A 23755-nucleotide genomic window follows, 5' to 3' on the forward strand; every position below is an offset into this window, starting at 1 on the left:
GTTGCTAACAAACAGATGAAACTTTTAAGGAGGTTTATCTGCCTTAACATTAACGTGAATTCGTCGAACTCACGTTAAATAAACAATAAGCAATGAGAAAAACGAATTTAGCCATCATGGCATTCTTGAGTTACAGCCTGTATGCGGAGGCGCAACTCAATATCGTGACTCGGAACAGTGGCTTGAAAGAGTATACGGTGCAAAACGCACAGCCTTACGACAGCCTGACGAACGTGGAAGAGCGAAGTTTTGCCGCCTTGCCCGGACAAACCCTCTACATGCACGGGGCAAGGAATGACAGCCGGGGGTATTACGACACTTTCTTCACGGGCAACTTCCTTGCCGGGAGCGGGAGACAGGTATACAAGGATGACGGGCTGGGCAATACCCCTGCCGAAGCGGTGGTGGGAAAGTATTATGAGGTGCTGAAAGTCTGGACAGAGAGTGATTACCTCACAGTCGGCTGTTGCCTGCTGCTGCGCGAAAAGGAAAGCGGAGAAGAAATCTACTACAATCCATATCTTTACCCTCTCAGCATGACCTGTTTGGGATTCTACGAGAAGCTGAAAAGATACATCGGGCAGACATTCCTCTCACTTGCCAAACGGGTAGAAACCGAGGACGGACAAATCATAACACCACCCGAAGGTACGGAATACCGCTGCGTGGATGTCGGTTTGAAGATGAACAGCGACGGCGCATTCCTGCTCATGGAGGGGGCGGACGAAGTTCGTGTGGAAGCCTGTTCCATAGGTGGCGACGAGGTGTATGAATTTGTGAGTGCCGCCCGCATCACCTCACTGACGGAACGTTACAGCAAGAAATACGGTAAGCAGGTGGCATTCCGCAAGGTGGACACGGGCATGACACGCGAGATGGTCATTGCCGCATGGGGCGAGCCTTATCGAAAGACAGAGATAAAAAGGCAAGACGGGACGCTCGAAACATGGAGATTCTCGGACAACCGCTACGTGGAACTACTTGACGGGAAGGTCTTGAACGTGCGTGTATATTAGGCACGCTACAAACCTTTTTTTCATAAGAATGCAATGAGAATCTCCGTTATAATCACTGGAGGGTGAGGGTGTTGCAAATACTCCCTCATTCCCACACAAAGAACATCGTCAGGCAGGCGACTAACGCTATGCCGACCAGCACAATCTGAATCCTGCGTCGCGTCTCGGGCGAGCAGCCGTCAAACATCCAAGTCTTGGCACGGTTGAACTGCCATTCGCATGCCCATTTCCATCGCAGCAACAACCCCGTGAGCCACAGGGCAAGCAGTCCGCTCGCAAACAGCAACCCGTATTTCGGGTGAGCCTGTGCCCACGCGAAATGTGCTACCATCCACTCGTTAATTTTCTCGTATATATCAGTAACCATAGCGCAATGATTTAGCGGGGTTCAAATGCAAAAATAGTACGTTACGCCCAATCAACCAACACTTTACGCAAAAAACATCTTATCGAAGGCACACTTTATGCCATAAAACAGTATTTTTGCAGAAAAAGGAAAGGCAAGTTCAGTATAACACCCGTGATTTGCCAAGTCGTTTCTGTAAAGTAGGCGGTGTTCCTGTCTCCACCCCGGATGTGGCATACCAAGCGACGGTTACTCCTTGCGACTTTGCCTGATTACAGTGGCAGACCCTGTTGCAGTGAATGATGAAAGATTCTCTCCGATACAAGACAATCCTTTGGATGGTGTGGGTGCAGATTGCGCTCCTGCTGCAAAATTTGCATTGCTGGTGCTATACAATGTCGGGAGACTCCATATAATAGCCGAGGATGGCTACTACGTGCACCAAGTCGCCGAAACGCGATTAAAAATCGCGTCCCGCCGACCGAGGTTAATGCATAACGGAGAAGCGACTTGACACAGTTGAGTTGACGTCCACCAATGACAGTGCGAGTTTACTGGGATTTCGAGTGTCTTATTCTTTGTAATAAGTCTATCTCTATTTTGTGTGTTCTTGCTCGGAATGTGGCTGTAATGTTTTCATATTTACATATCAATTGTTCAGTATTTCTTAATCTTTATTTATATTAAAAATACCAAAGTCTGTTTTCCCGTTAGCTTATTTATATTAATTTTGTAGACAAAACTAAAACGCTTACAATTATCATGATTTGTCAATGACATGCCTTTTGTCGTGAAGGCGATGCATATAACTGTTGTTTGGGCAGGTTATGTTAGTGTTGATTGTATCTTGTTAGAGTGGAATAAAACAAAACAAAAAATAAGTATAGATGAATAAAAAAGTGAAATGGGGGCTTGTGGCCTTTATTGTTTGTGCTTTGGTATGCTGGGGAATATATTCGCAGATGCCGAAACAAAATTCCGAATTGTCCCAGGCAGATAAGGTTGAAGCGGGCAGTAAGGGCAAGAAAAAGGTTCTCAACGTCAACGGAATGAGGGTTAAAAAGGGAGTGCTGTCTGATGAAATAATGGTGACAGGAACGCTTCTGCCAGACGAGGAGGTTGATTTATCGTTTGAGACTTCCGGACAAGTTGTCGAGATTATGTTCAAGGAAGGAGCCCATGTAAAAAAAGGCCAATTGTTGGCCAGGGTTAATGACAAGGTGCTGAGGGCAGAGCTGCGCCGTTTGTCGTCACAATTGAAACTTGCAAACGACCGCGTTTACAGACAGCGCACGCTGCTCCAGCATGATGCGGTGAGCCAGGAGGCCTATGAGCAGGTCAAGACCGAGTTGGCAACGCTTAAGGCAGAGATTGATGCAGTCAAGGCACAGATAGAGCAGACTGAATTGCGTGCGCCTTTCGATGGTGTGATAGGCCTGCGTCAGATAAGCGTGGGTGCTTATGCTTCTCCTACGACCGTTGTCAGCAAGCTGACCAGATATGTGCCCCTCAAGGTCGAATTTGCCGTTCCAGAGCGCTATGCCAAGGACATGAAGCCGGGCATCTCGTTGAACTTCTCGGTCGACGGCTTCTTGCAGACATTCCCTGCCAAGGTCTATGCAAAAGAGTCTGTGATAGACATGAATACCCATACCCTTACTGTCAGGGCCTTGTATGCCAATGCCAACGGTTTGCTTTCACCCGGCCGTTATGCCAGCATCAACCTCAAGAAGCAGGAAATAAAAGACGCTATAGCCATACCTGCAGAGGCAGTAGTGCCAGAGATGGGTAAAGACAAGGTGTATCTCTACAAGTCTGGCAAGGCCCAGCCTGTCGAACTGAAGCTGGGCTTGCGTACGGAAGACAGGGTACAGGTGCTTTCCGGATTGGAAGTGGGCGACACACTGATAACATCAGGAACATTGCAGTTGCGTACCGACCTGCCGGTCGTGCTCGACAGGGTCGACTAAATATAAGGGTGTCAGTATTATGAATATTTCAGAGTTAAGTATACGAAGGCCGGTGCTTGCAACCGTGATGACCGTAATCATCTTGCTTTTTGGCGTCATAGGTTATTTTTATCTTGGTGTACGCGAGTATCCTTCGGTAGACAACCCGATAATCTCGGTTCAATGTTCTTATGCCGGAGCCAATGCAGACGTCATAGAGAACCAGATAACCGAGCCGCTTGAACAAAACATAAACGGCATACCTGGCATACGGTCGCTTACCAGCGTGAGCCAGCAAGGCAGCAGCCGCATAACGGTAGAGTTTGATTTGTCGGTTGATTTGGAGACGGCTGCAAATGACGTGCGCGATAAGGTCTCGAGGGCGCAGAGGTATTTGCCTCGCGACTGTGACCCGCCAACTGTTTCTAAGGCAGACGCCGATGCATCTCCGATTCTAATGGTGGCATTGCAGAGCGAGAAGCGCCCTTTGTTGGAGTTGAGCGAGATAGCAGACTTGACCGTCAAGGAGCAGTTGCAGACCATCCCCGATGTCAGCAGCGTTTCCATCTGGGGTGAGAAGAAGTATTCTATGCGCTTGTGGCTCGACCCGATAAAAATGGCCGGGTATGGCATAACGCCCATGGATGTGAAAAATGCGGTAGACAACGAGAACGTAGAACTGCCGTCGGGTAGCATCGAGGGAAATACCATCGAGCTGGAAATACGCACTATGGGCCTTATGAACACGGCCAAGATGTTTGACGACCTTATCATTAAGCATGAGGGCAACCAGATTATCAGGTTCAGTGACATAGGGCGGGCAGAGCTTGGCGCTGCCGACATCAAGAGCTACATGAAGATGAACGGGGTGCCGATGGTTGGCGTTGTGGTTATCCCCCAGCCTGGAGCAAACCACATAGACATTGCCGATGCGGTTTACGAGCGCATGGAGAAGATGAAAAAAGACCTGCCCGATGACGTGCATTATAGTTATGGCTTTGACAACACCAAGTTCATACGTGCTTCTATCAGCGAGGTTGAAAAGACGGTCTACGAGGCTTTCGTGCTCGTGATCATCATCATCTTCCTGTTTTTGCGCGATTGGCGCGTCACTCTCATTCCGTGCATCGTCATACCTGTATCGCTGATAGGCTCGTTCTTTGTCATGTATCTGATGGGCTTTTCTATCAATGTCTTGACCATGCTTGCTGTGGTGCTTGCCGTCGGACTGGTTGTCGACGATGCCATTGTGATGACCGAGAACATATACATACGCATAGAGCGTGGCATGCCACCCATGCAGGCAGGCATAGAAGGCGCCAAAGAGATATTCTTTGCCGTGGTGTCCACCACGATAACCTTGGTGGCCGTGTTTTTCCCGATAGTGTTCATGGAGGGCACTACGGGGCGACTGTTCCGTGAGTTCAGCATGGTCATCTCTGGTTCAATAATCATCTCTGCCTTTGCGGCCCTGACGTTTACGCCGATGCTGGCCACCAAGATGCTTAAGCAGCAGAAGCGCAAGAATGCGTTTTACCGCATGACCGAGCCGTTTTTCGACGGCATGAACAACGCCTACTCGCGCTCGTTGGACTTTGTCTTGCGCCACCGTGTGTGGGTTATTCCTGTGATGGCGGTTATGATTGGGCTCATTTTCTTCTTGTGGGGGAAGATACCTTCGGAGATGGCCCCGCTGGAAGACCGTTCGATGATAACCATCAACACAAGGGGGGCCGATGGCGTTACTTACGAGTATTTGCGTGATTACACCGAAGACATCAACCAGGTGGTCGACTCTATCGTGCCCGACGCGCAAGCCGTAGTGGCCCGTGTGTCCGACGGTAGCGGCAACATACAGGTCATGCTCAAAGACATGGCCGAGCGTGACTATACGCAGATGGAGGTGGCGGAGAAGCTCTCGAAGGCCGTGCAGAAAAAGACCAAGGCCAGGGCGTTTGTCCAGCAGCAATCGTCTTTTGGCGGACGCAGGTCGAAGATGCCTATCCAATATGTGCTCCAGGCCACCAACATCGAGAAACTTGAGAAGGTGCTGCCCGAGTTTATGGAGAAAGTATATGAGAACCCGACTTTCCAAATGGCAGATGTCGACTTGAAGTTCAGCAAGCCCGAGGCTCGAATACACATCAACCGCGACAAGGCCAACGTCATGGACGTGAGCACCCGTGACTTGGCAGAGACGCTGCAGTACGGCCTGAGCGGCCAGCGCATGGGCTATTTCTACATGAACGGCAAGCAGTATGAGATATTGGGCGAAATAAACAGGCAGCAGCGCAACAAGCCTGCCGACCTAAGGTCGATATATCTGAGGAGCAGCGACGGGCGCATGATACAGATGGACAACCTCATCGAACTGGAATACAGCACTGCACCCTCTAAGCTCTACCGTTACAACCGTTTCGTCTCGGCAACCATTTCTGCCGGCCTTGCCGACGGCAAGACCATAGGCGAGGGGCTTGACGAGATGGACAAGATTGCGGCCGATGTGCTCGACGACACATTCAGGACATCGTTGGCCGGAGATTCCAAGGATTTCCGCGAGAGTGCCTCGAGCCTGATGTTTGCTTTCATACTGGCTTTGGTGCTCATCTACCTGATACTCGCGGCCCAGTTTGAAAGTTTCAAAGACCCCATGGTCATAATGCTCACTGTGCCGTTGGCCATCACCGGGGCTCTGATATTCATGTATTTCGGCGACATAACGATGAACATATTCAGCCAGATAGGTATAATCATGCTGATTGGCCTTGTGGCCAAGAACGGCATCCTCATCGTTGAGTTTGCCAACCAGAAGCAGCATGGCGGAATAGACAAGATGCAGGCTGTGCGTGAGGCGGCCTTGCAGCGACTGAGGCCAATCCTCATGACGAGCGCCGCCACGGTGTTGGGCCTGGTTCCGCTGGCTTTTGCCACGGGCGAGGGGTGCAACCAGCGCATTGCCATGGGTGTGGCCGTGGTGGGCGGAATGCTTGTGTCTACATTCCTGACAATGTATGTCGTGCCGGCTGTATATAGCTACATCTCAACCAACCAGAGTGCTAAAAACAAGAAAAAATGAAGAACAAGATAGTAATTGCATTGATGTTGTGTATGTCCGTGCCGGTTGTTGCCCAGCAGAAAGAGGGCTCAAAACAGGCCACGGTAACATTGCAGGATTGCATAGCAAGGGGATTGGAAAACAATTTCTCCATACGCATGGTCAAGAACAGGCAGCAGGTGAGCGACAACAACGCCACCCCTGCAACCGCAGGGCTGCTGCCCACCGTCGACCTGAGTGCGTCGTATGGCGGCGACTTCCACACTTCGCGGTCAACATCGCGTGCCACCGGGATTGCCACGACTGAAAAAAATGCTTACGACGGCACCCTCGACGTAGGGGTAGACCTAAACTGGACTGTGTTCGACGGCTTCAGCGTATGGACCAATTACAAGCAACTGCAGCTGATGAAGCAGCAGGGGGAGCTCGAGACGCGGATGACTGTCGAAGACTATGTGGCATCTGTCATCACGGAATACTATAATTTCATTCAGCAGAAAATACGCCTTGAGAATTTCCGCAAGAACATGGAGCTGTCGCGTGAGCGTTTCCGCAACGTGCAGATAAGCTATAGCATCGGAACGTATTCGCTTGCCGACTACCTGCAGGCCAAGGTGTATTTCAATGCCGACAGCGCACAGTATATGAAGCAACTCGAGGCATTGAACACTTCGAGAATCAATCTCAACGAACTGTTGTCGAACGATGACGTCACGGCTTTCATAAATGTGCATGACACTCTTATCGACGTCAATCCCAACCTGCAATACGAAGACTTGTGGAGGTCGACTCTGGCCACCAACTCCTCGCTGCTGCTGGCCGACAACAATTCGGCTGTTGTGCAGGCTGAATACAAGAAAGTGATGTCGCGCGACTACCCCTATGTCAACCTGAATGTGGGCTATGGGTATACCATGAACCGCTACGAGCTGGCCGCAACGAAGAAGCGCGACAACTGGGGGCTCAGTGCCGGCGTCACCGTTGGCTTCAACATCTTCGACGGAAAACGCCGAATGCAGAAAAACAATGCACAGCTCGACATTGAGTATGCCAACCTCGAGCGCGAAAACCTCAAGCTGTCGCTGAAGGCATCGCTCAACAATTACTGGCAGGCTTACAAAAACAACTTGCAGATATTGCAGAAAGAGCGTGAAAACCACGAGACGGCCGTTGCCAACTATGGCCTGTCGTATTACATATTCTCTGAGGGGCAGCTCTCGGGCTTTGAGCTCCGTGAGGCCCAGAACAGCCTTCTCGAGTCTGAAGAAAGCATACTTGCCGCTGAGTATGACACCAAGATGTGTGAAGTGTCGCTAATGTTGCTCAGCGGCAAGGTTATGGAATACCTCGCAGGCAACTGACCTGCCTGCTGTGCCTACTGTATATTTGGGGTTTGTGTGGGGTGGATGCCTGTGGGCCTTCGCGGCCTTGCCGGGCGTCCGCCCTTCTTTTTTCGCGTGCCCCGAAAGCTGCTGCGCCTCATGGCTTCAGGGCGCCATGCCCGCCGGTGGCCGGTGGCGGCGTTTTTGTGTGCATGTGCCGGCAATGCTTCATGGGGCGGATGGTTTTCGCAAATATTTCATAATGTTAGCTTTAGAGCGCTTTATTTTATTCTGCTCACGTGGCCATTCTCGGATTTTTTGCCTACTTTTGCATCTAAAAATTTACGGTTGATGAATAGATTGGTTTTGTTTGTTGTTTTGCTGCTGTCGTTAGGCGCGAGAGCCCAGGATGCCTTTGAGCAATGTGAAGACACATGTGCCCATATCCACGGCATAGACTTGAGCCATTACCAGGGCGAGGTGTTCTGGGAGACGGTGGGGCAGAACACAAAGATGGCATACGTCTACCTGAAGGCAACCGAGGGGGGCGACTGGATAGACAAGAGATATGAGAGCAACATTGTGCTCGCCCACCAGTACGGCCTGAAAGTTGGAAGCTACCATTTCTACCGCCCAAAGACCGACCAGGCGCTGCAACTTGAGAACTTCAAGGTGCAATGTAGGCCGGGGGAGCAAGACCTCATACCGATGATAGACATTGAGACAACGAGCGGGCTGTCTACCGATGAGTTCTGTGACTCGCTATTCAAGTTTCTCGAACTTGTCGAGAAGGCCTACAAGCAGAAACCGCTGCTGTATACATTCACCAATTTCTACAACCGCCACCTTGTGGGCAAGATTGACGATTACCAGCTGATGATTGCCCAGTATACCGACGAAGAGCCGGTGCTTGCCGATGAGCGCAACATCACCATGTGGCAGTATACGGGCAAGGGGCGCATCGTCGGCGTCAGCGGATATATAGACAAGAGCCGGTTCATGGGGCAGCACGGGCTGCGGGAAATACGCTACAGGCACTGACCGACAGCGATAGTAAGAGTGATAACATAAAAAATATTCAATCAGTAATGGCAATTATTAAGTGTCCGGAGTGCGGCCACCAGGTCAGCGACCACGCAAAGACCTGTCCGAACTGTGGTATTGAGATTGAGGGCAACATAAAAAAATGCCCGGAGTGTGGAGAGATTGTGTTCAAGGAAGCTGACAGTTGTCAGGCTTGCCATCATCAGTTTGCCGGCCACGCCGTGGCCCCGGCCGGCAGTCAGGCTGATGGTTCGGAGGTGGTGCAGGTGGTGGCTCAGTATGAGTCTGACGGCCGTGAAGACGCCGGCAGGCCGCGTGGTTCCAATGGACGGGGCCGACGGGTGACCACCATCGTGGCCGTAGCGTTTGTCATAGCCCTGCTCGTGGTGTTCGGGGGCATGTATTTCTATCAGAACACGCAAGAGAAGAACGAGATAGAGGCTTACCAAAATGCCATGGCAAGCGACGAGCCGGCAGTGTTGGCCAACTTCCTCGACATATATACCGACGCCCCCGCCGCACACCGCGATTCGGTGTCGGCCAGGCTCGACAACCTGAAGAGGGTTGACACCGAGTGGGACAACGCCGTTGCCAGTGGTTCGAAGGCTGCAATAGAGCGTTATGTCAAGATGCACCCCAACAGCGTCCACCTGGTTGAGGCCAAGTTGAAGATTGACTCTCTCGACTGGGTTGCGGCCACCGAGGACAATACCGTCGAGGCATACAAGGCCTATATGGAGAACCACGCTGAGGGACTCTATGTCTACGAGGCGCAGAAACGCTTTGAGGAACTTGACGCCCAGCAGGTTACCGACAAGGACAAGCAAGACGTTAGCAGTCTTTTCTCCGGGTATTTCACGGCGTTGGCAGCCAACGATGAAGACGGTGTGACCGCGTGTCTGGCAAACATAATGACAAGTTTCCTGCATAAGGCCGATGCCACCAAGGTGGATGTGATAGAATACATGAAGCGCATGCACTCTCAGGCCGACATCACGCGGATGTCGTTCAGGATGAATAACGACTGGAAGATAGAGAAGATTCCGGCGGCCGACGGTGCTTACGGCTATAGCGTCACGTTCTCTGTTGACCAAAAGTTGGAGCACACCGACCCGGCCAACAATGCGTTTACCACTCTGAAGGTAGAGGCGAAGGTGTCGCCCGACATGAAGATTTCAGAACTTAACATGAAGAAGATTGTGCAGTGACGGTTTTTTCGGGCCGTCAGCCCAATGGCCCTTGTGGCTTGTCGCCCCCCGGTGTGGCCTGGCGTTTCTGCCGGCCGCACCGGGGGCTGCCTTTTGTTGGGCTTGCCAGTGTGGCCGCGGCATATACAGAAATGGCTTTAATGTATAGGCGTGCCGCGCCTTATTCCGTTTTGTTGTGGCGTTGCTGTGGTACGTTTCCCGCCGTACTGGTGGCGGCCTGAGCCATTGGCGCGTGTTGCTCAAGCCTGATGATGCCATTTTTCGCGGTCTGATGTGGGGCGGGGCAGTGGTGGGCCGTTTGGCACGACTTTGGTCGGGGCGCGTGCCCGCGTCAGTCCCGGAATGTCGGCGTTGCCCTGTCGTCCACTATGTGTTGTTGCTTGACAGTTGTTTCCATGGTTTTCCTGTTGGTGCCAGGACTATACTTCCAAGCCTGTTTGCCTGTCTTGTGCTTTGCTGTTGAGGCTTCGCGTAATCTATTGGCAGCCAGACGGTTGGGCTTTTGTGCTGTTTGGTGTTGCCGTATGGGCCGTTCGGCATGCCGTTTCGGCCTGTTTTGAGTTCCCAAACGGCCCGTTCTGTGGTGGCGAATAAATCGCAGTGACAATTAGTGCCGCTTTTGACGGCAATCCCCAATAGGCTGTCGGAGCCACAAAGCGGTTCAATTGTGTTGTTGTTATGGCAGTCCTTAGGTTTAGCCGGAGTTGTTGCCGGCAGTTAGGGGGAAGGGCGATAGCCATGCTTCCGCCTGTGTGATGTCGGTGTCTTGCCGTCATTACATGTATGTCAGAGCGGGCACCCGGAGCCAAGCGAACGTTTTGGGTGAAACATGCTGTGGTGGCCTTTGTGCACCACGGTTGCACAAACCAGTGGGAATATGCCGGGGGCAGGGGCGTGCGCACGCTTGAAAGCCGCCCGGCGCATGCCGTCCGGATGTTTGCCATGCCACAGCTTTGCAGCCTTGCAGTCATGACAAACACCCCAATCATTGGTCATTGGGCCGGTGGGGCGTGTGGCCTTTGGCATTGTTTGCATGCAGTGTGCATGCAAACAATGGGTTTATGAATTTTTAAATGTGCGCCTGTTGTTGGCCGGCACCACAATGGCGCGCGAGCATCCGGGAGCCTTGCGGCCGTTTTTTTTGCGTGCCCGACGGGCCTGGTCGCGCAGGGCGCATCCCTTGCAACCGTGGCACGGGTCGCCGGCATTCCTGATTGCCGTGTAAGCGCGCCATCCGAGGTAGGCCGTGGCGCACGATATTATGATGGCTACTATTATTGTTTGCATAGGAAAAATCGTTTGTATTCTGATTCAAAATTTGGGGTCAGCACACCTTTCCCCATGGCTTCGGCTATCTCTTCGGCCGACCAGAAGCGCCCGCCGTCCAGTTCGTTGGCGTCGGGTGTTACCGGGCCGTCGTACAGTGTGCGGAAAACATGCACCAGTTCGCGTTCCACATCGCTCTCAAAGGTGTAGCGACCGAGGAACACGGGGGCGAATCCTGTTATCCCGAGTTCTTCGGCCACCTCGCGCATCAAGGCGTTCTCGATGCTCTCGCCGTAGCCTACATGCCCGCCGGTGGCAGTGTCCCATTTTCCCGGCTGCACGTCTTTCCATTGAGGTCGCTTCTGCAGGTACAGTTCTCCCCGGCTGTTGAACACGTGCAGGTGTACCACAGGGTGTAGGGGCCTGAGTTTGCCGTGGGCCTCCTTCCTTGTTGTCTTGCCGGTCACCTCGCCCTGTTCGTTTACCACGGGCAGCATCTCACTGTAGTCGGTAGTGTCCATAAGTTGCTTGTCAGTTTCTGGTCAGCCTCTTTAGCAAGGCCTTGTTGATGGCGTGTATCCTCTTGCTTTGTTTCTCAAGGTCTTCCCTTACGTTGTTGAGATTGTTGAAGAAGTCAGAGAACACGTTGAGTATCACGTTTGGCAACCTCTCGCCTTCGGTGGCGTCGGGGTTGGTTATCATCTTTATTCCCCGCTCCTCAATGTGCACGTCAATGTCAGTTCCTGTCATTATAGGGTCGCCGTCATAGTGTATGGCGCCCGGTTGGCTTCTGTGAATGTGTATGCGCTTGGCCTTGAACGTCTTTATCTTTGAGTTTTTGTCGAGCGTCCCGTTAAACATGTCGATGCTTATTTGCGGAGCGTCGAATGCCGTAAACGGTTCCATTATGATTACGTCCATCAGCCCGTCGGTCATGGTGGCCTTCGGCGCTATGTATGCATTGTTGCCGTATTGCGACGCGTTGGCACATGCAATGAGGAACGCTTTGTGCCTCGTTGCCTGAGTGTCGTCTTCCACTTCGTAGATTTCGGGTTTGTACTTCAAACCCTCCTTGAGCACGTTCTCCATGTATGTTATCGGGCCCCGCTTGCCTGCCTCAGCAAATTTCTGGCTTATGAATGCGTCAAACCCCATGCCGCATGTGCAGAAAAAGGGCATGCTGTTTATCACACCGTAATCAAGCGCCTCGATGTTGCACCTGTTTATTATAGCAATGGCTTTCTTTATGTCCATGGGTATGCTCAGGTGGCGGGCCAGGCCGTTGCCCGAACCGCACGGCACTATGCCGAGCGCCGTGTCCGAATGCACCAGTGAGCGGGCCACCTCGTTCACAGTGCCGTCTCCGCCTACGGCCACTGCTATGTCGGTCTTCTCCGCCACGCAACGGCTGGCAATCTCGGCCGCGTGGCCGGCGTATTCTGTGAATATGACTTGACTGTTGAACGCGCCCTTGTCAATGGACTCCCCTATTATGCGTGGAATCTCATTCTTTCCGTGCGTTCCTGAGCGCGGGTTGACTATGAATACTATCTCTTTCTTCTGAACCATCTCTATGCAAAGTTACATATTTACCTTGTAATAATACTGCTTCGCGGTATAAAAAATCACTAAATACTGGTTTTTTTTACTCAAAACAGGCATTCATTGATAAAAAATATGTAATTTTGCAGCCTGTGTAAAAAAGAAAGAATTCATAACCAAAGATGGGACAATTACAAGAAAGGTACAAGAATTATCGTGAGCCCCAGAAGTTTATGGCGGCAGGCGTGTATCCTTATTTCCGCGCAATAACCAGCAAGCAGGGCACGGAAGTTGAGATGGAAGGGCATAAGGTTCTTATGTTCGGCTCAAATGCTTATACAGGCCTTACCGGCGACCAGCGAATAATCGACGCAGCCAAGGCTGCGCTCGACAAGTATGGCTCAGGGTGTGCGGGAAGCCGTTTCCTCAATGGCACCCTCGATTTGCACATACAGCTGGAAAAGGAGCTGGCCGAGTTTGAGGGCAAAGATGACTGCCTGTGCCTGTCGACCGGTTTCTCTGTCAATGCCGGTGTCATTCCTGCTGTAGTAGGCCGTGGAGATTATATAATATGTGACGATCGTGACCATGCGAGCATTGTAGATGGCCGTCGCTTGTCGTTTGCCAAGCAGCTGCATTATAAGCATAACGACATGGAAGATCTTGAGAATCTGCTTAAGACCTTGCCATACGAGGCTGTGAAGCTGATTGTTGTTGACGGCGTGTTCTCAATGGAGGGCGACCTTTGCAAATTGCCTGAGATTGTTGAGCTTAAGCATAAGTACAACTGTTCGGTGATGGTTGACGAGGCTCATGGCCTTGGCGTGTTTGGCAAAGAGGGTCGGGGAGTGTGCGATTATTTCGGGCTTACCGATGAGGTTGACCTCATTATGGGCACTTTCTCCAAGTCGCTTGCAAGCATCGGGGGCTTCATCGCCTCTGACAGTGACACGATAAACTTCCTCAGGCATACTTGCCGCACTTATATATTCAGCGCGTCCAATACGCCGGCTGCAACTGCCGCCGCCTTAGAAGCCTTGCACATACTCAAGCAGGAGCCCGAGAGGATTGAGGCATTGTGGAAGGTCACTAATTACGCTCTGCGCCGTTTCCGTGAGGAAGGCTTTGAAATAGGTGACACAGAGAGTCCTATCATTCCTTTGTATGTGCACGATGTAGACAAGACTTTCCTTGTTACTAAGTTGGCATTCGACGCCGGCGTGTTCATCAATCCTGTCATTCCGCCGGCTTGCGCACCGCAGGATACGCTGGTGAGGTTTGCCTTGATGGCTACACATACGGAAGAACAGGTTGAACGCGGCGTCCAGGCTTTGGCTAAAATCTTTAGGGAACAAAATATAATAAAATAAATTACCCGATAATTTGCGTATTAAAGAAAATATATATACCTTTGCACTCGCAAAAGCAAATGCATTGTTTTAGTAACTAAGGTGTTCGGGGTGTAGCGCAGCCCGGTAGCGCTCCTGGTTTGGGACCAGGCGGCCGCAGGTTCGAATCCTGTCGCCCCGACATTCTAAGATAGGTGGAAGTTTAGCATGGCTTCCACCTTTTTATATATCGTTATCCCAAGTCCCAGGTGCTTTTTATGTTTCCTTTGTTATGTTTTGTTGCAAGTTTCTTTATGGGGCGGCGGATGTTATTTATAATGATGGCGACGTGGCAGTGTGCTTAACCGTGTGCCGCGGCCTCGGTGGTTTGTTCATATCGGGTGGTGGAAGGAGCATTGCCAGTGTCTTCAAGTCAGGTTTTGTTATTCCATCGGCATTCTGTCGTTAATTAAACCTTAAATTGAAGCTGGCCTGTATGCTTGGCTTTGTTTATCAATATGGATTAACCGTAAATCCTGTTTTGCCTGTTTCTTGTTTCGCAGGATACAATCTCATTGCCTTGACGTGCATTTTGGGTCATATCATGACATGCGTTTTTCTTTGTGTCGGTATCTGGTTGGATTCTCCCAACAACAGGTGCTGTGTTTTGTTAACGTATTTGTTGATTTCTCGTATTTGCCAACTTCAATTAAAGAAGCGTTGCGCTTGATTCACTAAGTTTTACAAAAATTTCCCTAGAAATGAAGTTTTTGCTTGTTTTGTTTTCCCATTTGAGAAAATAATACTATTTTTGTGGGCGGAAACAGAAACACATATATTGAACAATCATCATAAAAATTATTTAGATGGCTAAAGTTGTAACATTAGGCGAGATTATGCTCCGCCTGTCTTCTCCTGGTCAGAAGAGATTCGTACAGAGTGATGTTTTTGATGTCGTTTATGGTGGAGGCGAGGCCAATGTGGCAGTAAGCTGCGCCAACTATGGTCATGATGCGTATTTCGTGTCCAAGTTGCCGAAGCATGAGATAGGCCAGTGCGCAGTCAATGCCTTGCGCCGTTATGGTGTCCACACAGATTTTATAGCTCGCGGCGGCAACCGTGTCGGAATCTACTATCTTGAGACAGGAGCATCAATGCGCCCCTCAAAGGTGATATACGACCGTGCCGGCAGCTCTATTGCCGAGGCCGATCCTCAGGACTTTGATTTCGATAAGATTATGGAAGGGGCCGATTGGTTCCATTGGAGCGGCATAACCCCGGCCATCAGCGACAAGGCTGCAGAGCTGACCAAGCTTGCATGCGAGGCTGCCAAGCGCCATGGTGTGACCGTTTCTGTTGACCTTAATTTCCGCAAGAAGCTTTGGACGTCGGAAAAAGCCCAAAGCATCATGAAACCATTGATGAAGTATGTTGATGTTTGCATTGGCAATGAGGAAGACGCCCAGTTGTGTCTTGGCTTCAAGCCAGACGCAGATGTCGAGGGCGGAAAGACCGATGCCGAGGGCTACTACGGCATTTTCAAGGGCATGATGCAAGAGTTTGGCTTCAAGTATGTCGTTTCTACATTGCGTGAATCGCTGTCTGCCACACACAACGGATGGAAGGCTCTGATTTACAACGGCAAGGAGTTCTATCAGAGCAAGCACTATGACATTATGCCAATAATCGACCGTGTCGGTGGTGGTGACTCTTTCTCGGGTGGTCTCATCCACGGTTTGCTTACCTACCCTGACAACCAAGGCAAGGCATTGGAGTTTGCCGTGGCTGCATCGGCCTTGAAGCATACCATACCCGGCGACTTCAACATGGTCAGCAAGGAAGAGGTTGAGGCACTTGCCGGTGGCGATGCCAGTGGTCGTGTTCAGCGTTAATGGATTAAGAAGTTTCAAAACTATATAGAAATGGCAAGATTTGATAAGATGGCAGTTCTGGCAAAGATGGGCCAGACAGGCATGGTGCCGGTGTTTTACCACAAAGATGCCGAGGTGGCAAAGAAGGTGATAAAGGCTTGCTACGATGGTGGTGTACGTGCTTTTGAGTTTACCAACCGCGGTGACTTTGCCCAGGACGTATTTGCCGAAGTGGTGAAGTATGCGGCTGTTGAGTGCCCCGAGCTTGCTCTCGGTGTCGGTTCGGTTGTCGACCCGGCCACTGCCGCACTTTACATCCAGCTTGGAGCTTGCTTCGTGGTAGGCCCGTTGTTCAACCCGGAAGTGTCGAAGATATGCAACCGCCGCCTGATTCCTTATACCCCCGGTTGCGGCAGCGTGTCGGAAATCGGTGCCGCCCAGGAGACCGGATGCGACCTTTGCAAGGTGTTCCCCGGCGACGTGCTCGGGCCGAAGCTCGTTAAAGGTTTGCTCGCGCCCATGCCATGGTCGAAGCTGATGGTAACGGGAGGCGTGTCGCCCGACGAAGCCAACCTGACATCGTGGATAGAAGCAGGTGTGTTCTGCGTTGGCATGGGGTCAAAGTTGTTCCCGAAAGACGTGGTGGCTGCCGGCAATTGGCAGGCCATAACAGACAAGTGCGTGGAGGCTCTTGGTTATATTGCTAAGGCACGCGCATAATATTGTTACGACAAAAGGCTCCGTGTGGCTGTTGTGCCTATGGAGCCTTTTGCTTTTCTCAGCTTGTTCATGTGTCGATAGGCAGCAGGTAGACAGGCTGAATGATGCTTCTTATGCCTATCACTATCGAAATCTTGATTCAGCAGAGGTATACGCACGCAGGGCATACGGCTTGTCGGGCAAGTATGGCGACGGCAAGGCCGAAGCCATTAACAACCTGGCTTTTGTCCATATCATGCGCATGGAGTATGCCGAGGCGACAGAATTGCTCGACGGAGTAGAGAAGTGTACCGACAACCAGGTAGAACTGCTTGTCTCCGACGTGTTGCGTATGCGTATACGCCAGCGGAAGTCAGACAACCGAAGCTTTTATGACAGCAGGGAGAGTGCCAGGGCGCGGCTGCTCAGAATCAACGAAGAGCGAGACCAGTTGGATTCGCGCCTGCAGCGCCGTTTGCTGTATGCCGAGGTAGAGTATGCCATAGTCAGTTCGGCATATTACTATTATGTAGGCTTGGACAGCCTTGCTGCCAATGCCTTGCTATACGTGGATGCAGACGAGGTGATGCACAACGACACTGCCCAATACCTGAACTACCTGTACAACATAGGCTCGGGCGGAATCATTGTGGAGCCAACGGCAGAGCAGACTCGCAGCAAGGAGTTCGACTGCCTTTGGGAGTGCTACGTCATAGCGTCGCAGAACGGTTATGATTTCTTTCTGGCAAATTCGCTCGAAGCAATGTCAGAGCTGATGTTGGAGTCGGAGTCAAATGCCGACTCGCCGTCGGTAGGACAGTTGTTTGCCGAATATATTGGGTCTGACGACGACATAATGCCTGTTGAACTGGCCGAAGAGTCGCAGCGGTTGTTTGCTTCTTACGGAGATGTTTACCAGGTTGCGGGGGCTTATCGTACCATGGCATCGTGCTATATTGCCGATGACGACTACCAGTCGGCACTGTCCTGCCTTGAGGCATCGTTGGCCAACCAGCAAATACAGCAGGCGCCCGACCTCGTGGCGAGCATCCGCGAGCAGCTGAGCATAGTCTATTCAGGCCTCGACGACAAGCCGGCAAGCGACTACAACCGCAACATCTACCTCGATTTGCAGGAGCAGACCAGGCAAGACCGGTATATGGAGTCGCGTGCCGGCATGTTAAGTCAAACGGTAGAGCAGCTAAATGTGATGATTGTTGCGGTAATCTTTGCCATTGCGCTGCTGTTGGTAATGCTATGGCTGTTTGACCATCTGTATCGCAGAAAGAAGGCCCGTGGCAGTATTGACGAACTGTTGGTGCCATTGCGTGAGTGGCATGAGCGCCAGTCGGTGCAGATGGAGGAACTGCGCCGAAAGCGTGAGGCCATCGACGAGGAGAAGCAAGTGTGCCTGCTGCGCAGGAAAGAGTATGCCCGCCAGAACATAGAGAACCGTGCAAAGCTGTCGCTCGTAGGTGCCGTAGTGCCGTTCATAGACCGCATAATCAACGAGCTCGACCATCTGTCAAGCCGTTGCGAGCCATTGCCCGTGCGTGAGGGGCGCTACACTTACGTGTCCGAGCTGGCCTACAAGATAAATGAATACAACGATGTGCTTACCCATTGGATACAGTTGCGGCGCGGACAGTTGAGCCTGCACATTGAAAGCTTTTCGCTGATGCCGCTGTTCGCCTTGGTGGGCAAGAGCCGCACGGCCTTTGCCATGAACGGCATAGAGCTTTGCGTGAAGGATACCGACCTCGTGGTCAAGGCCGACAAGACACTCACCCTCTTCATGGTCAACACGCTGGCCGACAACGCCCGCAAGTTCACCGGGCGTGGGGGAAGGGTCGTTATTGAGGCCGCCGACCGCGGCAACCTTGTCGAAGTGTCGGTCAAGGATAACGGTTGCGGCATTGCCGAAGACAAGTTGGGGCATATATTCGACTATAAGCTGCATGAAGGCCATGGCTTCGGGCTCATGAATTGTTGGGGAATAATGGAGAAATACCGTAAGGTAAGCCAGGCCTTCCACGACTGTACCATCAAGGCCGAGAGTGAACCCGGGCGCGGGAGCCGTTTCTCCTTCCTGCTGCCCAAGGGCAAGCTGCGCCAGTTGTGCGTTCTGGCCGCCCTCTTGCCGGCCGCCGTTGCCGGTGTCTGGGCTATCGGCCACCACGCCGGTAGGCCCGGTTCGAGGGCGGGGTCAGAGTTGTCTGTGGCTGCCGCATTTGCCGACAGCGCATACTTTTCAAACATCAGGGGAGACTACGCAATGGCCCTTGGCTACGCAGACTCTTGCATAAGCCACATCAACCGGCACTACAGCCAGGTAAGGCCCGGCGGCAGTCTGTGGATGCAACTGGTCGGGGCAACCCATGGGCTGCCGGCAGAGATATGCTGGTACCGTGACAGCGTGCCCACCAATTACAACATTATACTCGACATACGCAACGAGAGTGCAGTGGCTTCGCTGGCGTTGCACGACTGGGAGGCATACCATTTCAACAACCGGTCTTACACTCAGCTCTTCAAGGAAATGTCTGCCGACAGCACGCTTGCCGATTACTGCCGCATAATGTCGCAGTCGAAGGTCAACAAGACTATTGCCGTAATACTGCTGTCAATATTGCTTGCGATGATATTGCCGGCCTATTACTTCATGTACTACAGGCACAGGCTTTACTACCGCTTCTGCGTAGAGCGCATAAAGTCGATAAATGAAATACTGCTCGGCGACTCTGACACGGCCGAGAAGCTAAGCCGTATGGAGTCGCTCGTCAGGGAGTCGTATCCCGACAGCCTCCAAGCCATTGTCAGCAAAATACAGGATGCCTTGACAAAGTCTATCGAGACGGGTGAGAAGTGGCGCGCCGACATAGAACTGGCCGACGACGAGCTGCACCGCATTGAATACGAGGCAGACAATGTTTACGTGGCCAACTCGGTTCTTGACAATTGCCTCTCGACGCTGAAACATGAGACCATGTATTACCCGAGCCGCATAAGCGCGCTGGTGGCCGGTCGCGATGCCAACCTTGAAGTGATGCGCGAGCTCGTGGCCTACTATCGCGAGATATACTCTACGCTCAGCCTGCAGGCCATGCGGCAGCTGGCCCACACCGGCCTGTCCATCGGGTCGGTGAGCGTGAGGCAACTGCTCGGCCCGTCGGTTGCCGATGTATGCGTGCTCGGCGACGTCGGGGCGCTCGAGTATATGTTCGAGATACTGCGCCGCCAGCAAGGCTTTGCTGGTGTCAGAGTCGGCGAAGATGCTGCCGACGGCCGCTACGTGGTGTTCGTAGTCAGCATATCCGGCGTCGAGCCCGGCAAGGTTGGGGCCATGTTCACACCTTCGGTAGACAACATCCCATACCTGGTGTGCCGGCAGATAGTGAGGGAGCATTCAGAGGCCACAGGCCGCAGGCGATGCGGCATGGCGGCCTTCCCTGCAGAGTGTGGGGTCGCCATCGAAATCACCCTGCCAAGGCGTTGAGCCAAGCAGGCGCTGGCGCTGCTGCACTTTTGTGCCGCCATGCTGCAGGTGGCGCGGTTGAAAATAGGCTACACAGCAGGTTGCATTGGCAGTACCGGCAATGGCTGGTGGGCGGGAAGGGCCGTTTGGCCCGCCAGGACGGGCCGTATGGCGCCCTAATACGGGCGATTTTGCAATGCAGGATGCCCCGTTTGGCAAATGGCTGTGGCCCAGACCGATAGGCATCGAGGTAGATGTGGCGAATAATTTTTACATAAATGCCGGGTTCCGAGGCCTTTGGTGGCATAGCCGGCGCACAATTATCAACAAGTAATATAAATGCGAAGATGGACAGATTTAGTGTTATAATAGTAGAAGACGTGCCGTTGGAGCTCAAGGGCACCGAGGGAATACTGCGTACCGACATACCCGAGGCCGACGTCATAGGCACGGCCGACAGCGAACCCGGCTACTGGCAGTTGGTGAAAAGGCAGCAGCCCGACTTAGTGTTGCTCGACTTGGGGCTCAACGGCTCTACCACCATAGGTGTGGAGATATGCCGCCGCACGAAAGAACTGTACCGCAACGTGAAGATACTCATATTTACAGGCGAGATACTCAACGAGAAACTGTGGGTCGACGTGCTCGATGCAGGGGCCGACGGCATCATACTCAAGAGCGGTGAACTGCTCACACGGTCTGATGTGCGCAGCGTCATGGAGGGCAAGCGGCTGGTGTTCAACGAGCCAATATTGCAGCGGATAGTTGAGCGTTTCAAGGAGACGGTCAGCAAGCAGGTGGCAAAGCAGGAAGCCGTGGTAGACTGCGAGATTGACGAGTACGACGAGCGCTTCCTGCGACATTTGGCTTTGGGCTACACCAAGGAGCAGATAGCGGGCCTTAGGCGCATGCCTTTTGGGGTAAAGAGCTTGGAAAAACGCCAGAACGACTTGGTGCAACGGCTCTTTCCCAACGGCAACGGCGGTGCCAATGTCAATGCCACGCGCCTGGTGGTCAGGGCCATCGAACTGGGCATTATCGACATCGACAACCTGCACCCCGATGAAGACTAAGGTGTTGCCATACGCGGCCTTGGCCCTGTTCGTGGCCGAGATGCTGCTCTGCCTGGTCTCGTGGATTGTCAGCGTGCTGCTGCCCGAGAGCGGCGTGCGCAGCGCATTCAGCGGCGAAGGGATAAGGTGGCTGATGGGGCATTATGCCGAATTCCTGGCCTCGCCGCTCCTGGCGTGGCTCTTGCTGCTGTCGATGGCTTACGGTACTTGCCGCGGCAGCGGCATCGGACGGCTGTTGGCGCCGGGCCGTGCCATCCGTTACCGCGAGCGCATAGCCGTCGTCACGGCCCTGTGCACGGCCGTGGTCTATCTGGGTGTCGTCGCTTTGCTGTCGTTGATACCCCATGCCGTGCTCCTGAGCGCCACAGGGCGGCTCTTCCCTTCTCCGTTCGCTTCGGCCCTGGTTCCGTTGGTTTGCTTCGGCACAATACTTGTCTCGGTGGTCTACGGCGTGGTGTCGGGGGCGTTTGTATCGGTGTCTGGAGTCTACAGGTCGTTGGTTTTGGGTATAAGCAAAGCCTCCGCGCTGTTCCTGTTCTATTTGTTGTTAATCCAATTGTATTATACACTGTGTTTTGCCTTCCTGCAAAACACCAACTATTGGGTATTGTGGATGTGAGCGTTTTGCCCTAACTTTGCAACCGTAAAAAGGAACATTAACCAATAGACAGAATAGAGATGAATAAGACAATTGTTATTTACGGCTCGTCTACCGGCACGTGCCAGTCTATCGCAGAGAAGATAGCAAGCAAGCTCAAGGTAGAGGCCATCGACGTGCAGACGCTGGATGCGGGCGTGGTCGATTCATACGACAACCTGATAATAGGCACGTCGACATGGGGTGCGGGCGAACTCCAGGACGATTGGTACGATGGTCTGAAATTGCTTCAGGGCGCCAACCTCTCGGGCAAGACCATCGCAATATTTGGTTGCGGCGATTGCGAGTCGTATGGCGATACATTCGTTAGTGCCATGGGCGAGTTGTATAATGGCCTGAAGGGCAGCGGTGCCGCCTTCATCGGGCGTGTGCCCACCGCCGGCTACAATTTTTCAGACAGCGAGGCGGTGGTCGACGGCGAGTTTGTGGGCCTTGCCCTCGACGACGTCAACGAAGAAGACAAGACCGACGAGCGCATTGACGCATGGATAGAAAGCATAAAAGATAAACTCTGATCTCCCGACTTTGAGATTCATAAAGTATTTGTTTAGTTTTAATGATATGGAGACAGGCTGTGAAGTCTGTCTCCGTTGTTTTCGTTAAATTATCCCCCAAGGCGATTTTCTGCCCTTAAAGGTCACCACATTGCGATATTATTATTACTTTTGTAAACCGAAACAGTGTGTAAATTTAACTGACAAGATATGCAAAACATTTGTATCGTAGCAGGTGCCCGCCCTAATTTCATAAAGGTGGCACCCATCATGTGGGCAATAAACAACGCCAGGCAGAATGGCCTTGACATCAGTTTCAGGCTCGTGTACACAGGCCGCAGCGATGACCCCACGCTCGAGCAGACGTTGTTCGCCGACCTTCAAATATCGCAGCCCGATGTGTATCTCGGAGTGGATTGCGACAGCCTCAACGAGCTCACGGGCCGGGTAATGGCCGAGTTTGAGCGGTATCTTGCCGCCAACAAGACCGATGTGGTGATAGTGGTCGACGATTTGGCCTCTACCATGGCCGTTGCCATTGTTACAAAGAAGTGTGGCGTCAGGCTTGCCCACCTCGTGGCAGGCACGCGTTCGTTTGACATCAACATGCCAAAAGAAATCAACAGGCTTGTCATCGATGGCCTGAGCGACTACCTCTTTACCGCCGGGGCCGGCTCGAGCAGCATAGTAACGCGCGAGGGAGTCGCCATGTCGCAGATTTACATGGTGGGAAACATACTCATGGACACGCTCCGCTTCAACCATTCACGCTTGCGCCGGCCAGCTGTCATAGACAGCCTGGGCATATCCGAAGGCCGGTATTTGCTGTTCACGCTGAACCGCAAGGCATTGCTTTCCGATGAAGGCAAGTTGAAACGCATGCTCGTTGCCATGGTCGATGCGGCCGGAGATGTGCCCGTTGTTGCACCTCTGCGCAAGCCGGCGTCTGATGTTGTGGCCGGGTTTGGGCTGCCGTCAGGGTCTTTCTTTGCCATCGAGCCGTTGCCATACCTTGAGTTCGGCTATCTCTCGGCCCATGCCATGGGCATCGTAACCGACTCGGGCAATGTGGCGGAAGAGGCAACTTTCAACAACATACCGTGCGCAACGCTCAACAGTTACACCGAGCACATCGAGACGGTGAGCCAGGGTTCAAACGTGCTTGTGGGCGAAGATGCCGTCAGGCTGGGCCAGGCCGTCGGCGAAATGGTGGCCGGCAAGTGGAAGAAATGCTCACTGCCAGACCGTTGGGACGGCAGGACGGCCGAGCGCATAGTGAGGATTCTGGCAGAGATGAAATAGTGGGTGGCTGCCATGGCGGCCCGTCCTGAGCCGCCCTGCCATGCCGGCAGGGCGGCTCCTTTGTACGTTCAAATATGCTGTCGCGGCTAATGTTTTGCCCATATCAT

The 23755-nt window shown here is 52.5% G+C and carries 18 protein-coding genes and 1 tRNA gene; 15 read left to right on the forward strand and 4 right to left on the reverse strand.

The window, feature by feature from the left end; genetic code table 11:
* Positions 1-92 precede the first annotated feature (92 nt).
* Positions 93-1016 carry a hypothetical protein gene (locus H6B30_RS08710; protein ID WP_239483796.1) on the forward strand — a complete coding sequence of 308 codons (924 nt, stop codon included), beginning with the start codon at positions 93-95 and terminating at the stop codon, positions 1014-1016.
* 85 nt (positions 1017-1101) lie between these two features.
* On the opposite strand, the gene H6B30_RS08715 is transcribed toward H6B30_RS08710, so the two are convergent.
* Positions 1102-1383, reverse strand: a complete 282-nt coding sequence (locus H6B30_RS08715; RefSeq protein WP_205109639.1) for an Imm17 family immunity protein — start codon at positions 1381-1383, stop codon at positions 1102-1104.
* 866 nt (positions 1384-2249) lie between these two features.
* On the opposite strand from H6B30_RS08715, the gene H6B30_RS08720 reads away from it, so the two are divergent.
* The 5 genes from H6B30_RS08720 (at position 2250) to H6B30_RS08740 (ending at position 9940) form a co-directional block, all read left to right on the forward strand.
* Positions 2250-3332, forward strand: a complete 1083-nt coding sequence (locus H6B30_RS08720) for an efflux RND transporter periplasmic adaptor subunit (protein WP_205109641.1) — start codon at positions 2250-2252, stop codon at positions 3330-3332.
* Positions 3333-3351: 19 nt separating this feature from the next.
* Positions 3352-6387 (forward strand): efflux RND transporter permease subunit, encoded by a 3036-nt coding sequence (locus H6B30_RS08725; RefSeq protein ID WP_205109643.1) that lies wholly within the window; start codon positions 3352-3354, stop codon positions 6385-6387.
* The gene (locus H6B30_RS08730; protein ID WP_205109645.1) at positions 6384-7727 is read left to right on the forward strand and encodes a TolC family protein; all 1344 of its coding nucleotides are present in this window, start codon (positions 6384-6386) and stop codon (positions 7725-7727) included. Before H6B30_RS08725 ends, H6B30_RS08730 begins: the two co-directional genes overlap by 4 nt.
* A gap of 312 nt (positions 7728-8039) precedes the next feature.
* Positions 8040-8729: a glycoside hydrolase family 25 protein gene (locus tag H6B30_RS08735; protein WP_205109647.1), complete on the forward strand. Its 690-nt coding sequence runs from the start codon at positions 8040-8042 to the stop codon at positions 8727-8729.
* A gap of 47 nt (positions 8730-8776) precedes the next feature.
* Positions 8777-9940: a zinc ribbon domain-containing protein gene (locus H6B30_RS08740; RefSeq protein ID WP_205109649.1), complete on the forward strand. Its 1164-nt coding sequence runs from the start codon at positions 8777-8779 to the stop codon at positions 9938-9940.
* 1059 nt (positions 9941-10999) lie between these two features.
* On the opposite strand, the gene H6B30_RS08745 is transcribed toward H6B30_RS08740, so the two are convergent.
* The 3 genes from H6B30_RS08745 to H6B30_RS08755 are packed head-to-tail and all read right to left on the reverse strand — an operon-like array spanning position 11000 to position 12775.
* A complete protein-coding gene (locus H6B30_RS08745) occupies positions 11000-11227 on the reverse strand; it encodes a FeoB-associated Cys-rich membrane protein (RefSeq protein WP_205109651.1) in 228 nt (75 codons plus the stop codon).
* The gene (locus H6B30_RS08750) at positions 11215-11727 is read right to left on the reverse strand and encodes an NUDIX hydrolase (RefSeq protein ID WP_205109652.1); all 513 of its coding nucleotides are present in this window, start codon (positions 11725-11727) and stop codon (positions 11215-11217) included. Before H6B30_RS08750 ends, H6B30_RS08745 begins: the two co-directional genes overlap by 13 nt.
* 10 nt (positions 11728-11737) lie before the next feature.
* Entirely contained in the window at positions 11738-12775 is a 1038-nt protein-coding gene (locus tag H6B30_RS08755) for a diacylglycerol/lipid kinase family protein (RefSeq protein WP_205109654.1), read from the reverse strand.
* 155 nt (positions 12776-12930) lie between these two features.
* On the opposite strand from H6B30_RS08755, the gene spt reads away from it, so the two are divergent.
* The 9 genes from spt to H6B30_RS08800 all read left to right on the forward strand — a co-directional run bounded on the left by spt (position 12931) and on the right by H6B30_RS08800 (position 23648).
* Positions 12931-14118, forward strand: coding sequence for a serine palmitoyltransferase (gene spt, locus H6B30_RS08760; RefSeq protein ID WP_205109656.1), 1188 nt, complete (start codon positions 12931-12933; stop codon positions 14116-14118).
* A gap of 86 nt (positions 14119-14204) precedes the next feature.
* A tRNA-Pro gene (locus H6B30_RS08765) sits at positions 14205-14278 on the forward strand.
* A 664-nt stretch (positions 14279-14942) separates the two neighbouring features.
* Entirely contained in the window at positions 14943-15968 is a 1026-nt protein-coding gene (locus H6B30_RS08770) for a sugar kinase (protein WP_205109658.1), read from the forward strand.
* A gap of 30 nt (positions 15969-15998) precedes the next feature.
* Positions 15999-16667, forward strand: coding sequence for a bifunctional 4-hydroxy-2-oxoglutarate aldolase/2-dehydro-3-deoxy-phosphogluconate aldolase (locus H6B30_RS08775; protein ID WP_205109660.1), 669 nt, complete (start codon positions 15999-16001; stop codon positions 16665-16667).
* A 49-nt stretch (positions 16668-16716) separates the two neighbouring features.
* Complete coding sequence (locus H6B30_RS08780; protein ID WP_205109662.1) at positions 16717-20142, forward strand: ATP-binding protein; 3426 nt, start codon at positions 16717-16719, stop codon at positions 20140-20142.
* Between the two features lie 326 nt (positions 20143-20468).
* Positions 20469-21194: a DUF5932 domain-containing protein gene (locus H6B30_RS08785; protein WP_205109664.1), complete on the forward strand. Its 726-nt coding sequence runs from the start codon at positions 20469-20471 to the stop codon at positions 21192-21194.
* Positions 21184-21813, forward strand: coding sequence for an AbgT family transporter (locus tag H6B30_RS08790; protein ID WP_205109666.1), 630 nt, complete (start codon positions 21184-21186; stop codon positions 21811-21813). Before H6B30_RS08785 ends, H6B30_RS08790 begins: the two co-directional genes overlap by 11 nt.
* A gap of 59 nt (positions 21814-21872) precedes the next feature.
* The gene (gene fldA / locus H6B30_RS08795; RefSeq protein ID WP_205109668.1) at positions 21873-22367 is read left to right on the forward strand and encodes a flavodoxin FldA; all 495 of its coding nucleotides are present in this window, start codon (positions 21873-21875) and stop codon (positions 22365-22367) included.
* A gap of 189 nt (positions 22368-22556) precedes the next feature.
* Positions 22557-23648 carry a UDP-N-acetyl glucosamine 2-epimerase gene (locus H6B30_RS08800; RefSeq protein WP_205109669.1) on the forward strand — a complete coding sequence of 364 codons (1092 nt, stop codon included), beginning with the start codon at positions 22557-22559 and terminating at the stop codon, positions 23646-23648.
* Positions 23649-23755 lie beyond the last annotated feature (107 nt).

This window comes from Marseilla massiliensis (genome assembly GCF_016899955.1).
GTDB lineage: Bacteria > Bacteroidota > Bacteroidia > Bacteroidales > Bacteroidaceae > Prevotella > Prevotella intestinigallinarum.

Coding starts and splice junctions, on each gene's coding strand:
- H6B30_RS08710 (WP_239483796.1), top strand. CDS start 93: ATGAGAAAAACGAATTTAGCCATCATGGCATTCTTGAGTTACAGCCTG.
- H6B30_RS08715 (WP_205109639.1), bottom strand. CDS start 1,383: ATGGTTACTGATATATACGAGAAAATTAACGAGTGGATGGTAGCACAT.
- H6B30_RS08720 (WP_205109641.1), top strand. CDS start 2,250: ATGAATAAAAAAGTGAAATGGGGGCTTGTGGCCTTTATTGTTTGTGCT.
- H6B30_RS08725 (WP_205109643.1), top strand. CDS start 3,352: ATGAATATTTCAGAGTTAAGTATACGAAGGCCGGTGCTTGCAACCGTG.
- H6B30_RS08730 (WP_205109645.1), top strand. CDS start 6,384: ATGAAGAACAAGATAGTAATTGCATTGATGTTGTGTATGTCCGTGCCG.
- H6B30_RS08735 (WP_205109647.1), top strand. CDS start 8,040: ATGAATAGATTGGTTTTGTTTGTTGTTTTGCTGCTGTCGTTAGGCGCG.
- H6B30_RS08740 (WP_205109649.1), top strand. CDS start 8,777: ATGGCAATTATTAAGTGTCCGGAGTGCGGCCACCAGGTCAGCGACCAC.
- H6B30_RS08745 (WP_205109651.1), bottom strand. CDS start 11,227: ATGCAAACAATAATAGTAGCCATCATAATATCGTGCGCCACGGCCTAC.
- H6B30_RS08750 (WP_205109652.1), bottom strand. CDS start 11,727: ATGGACACTACCGACTACAGTGAGATGCTGCCCGTGGTAAACGAACAG.
- H6B30_RS08755 (WP_205109654.1), bottom strand. CDS start 12,775: ATGGTTCAGAAGAAAGAGATAGTATTCATAGTCAACCCGCGCTCAGGA.
- spt (WP_205109656.1), top strand. CDS start 12,931: ATGGGACAATTACAAGAAAGGTACAAGAATTATCGTGAGCCCCAGAAG.
- H6B30_RS08770 (WP_205109658.1), top strand. CDS start 14,943: ATGGCTAAAGTTGTAACATTAGGCGAGATTATGCTCCGCCTGTCTTCT.
- H6B30_RS08775 (WP_205109660.1), top strand. CDS start 15,999: ATGGCAAGATTTGATAAGATGGCAGTTCTGGCAAAGATGGGCCAGACA.
- H6B30_RS08785 (WP_205109664.1), top strand. CDS start 20,469: ATGGACAGATTTAGTGTTATAATAGTAGAAGACGTGCCGTTGGAGCTC.
- H6B30_RS08790 (WP_205109666.1), top strand. CDS start 21,184: ATGAAGACTAAGGTGTTGCCATACGCGGCCTTGGCCCTGTTCGTGGCC.
- fldA (WP_205109668.1), top strand. CDS start 21,873: ATGAATAAGACAATTGTTATTTACGGCTCGTCTACCGGCACGTGCCAG.
- H6B30_RS08800 (WP_205109669.1), top strand. CDS start 22,557: ATGCAAAACATTTGTATCGTAGCAGGTGCCCGCCCTAATTTCATAAAG.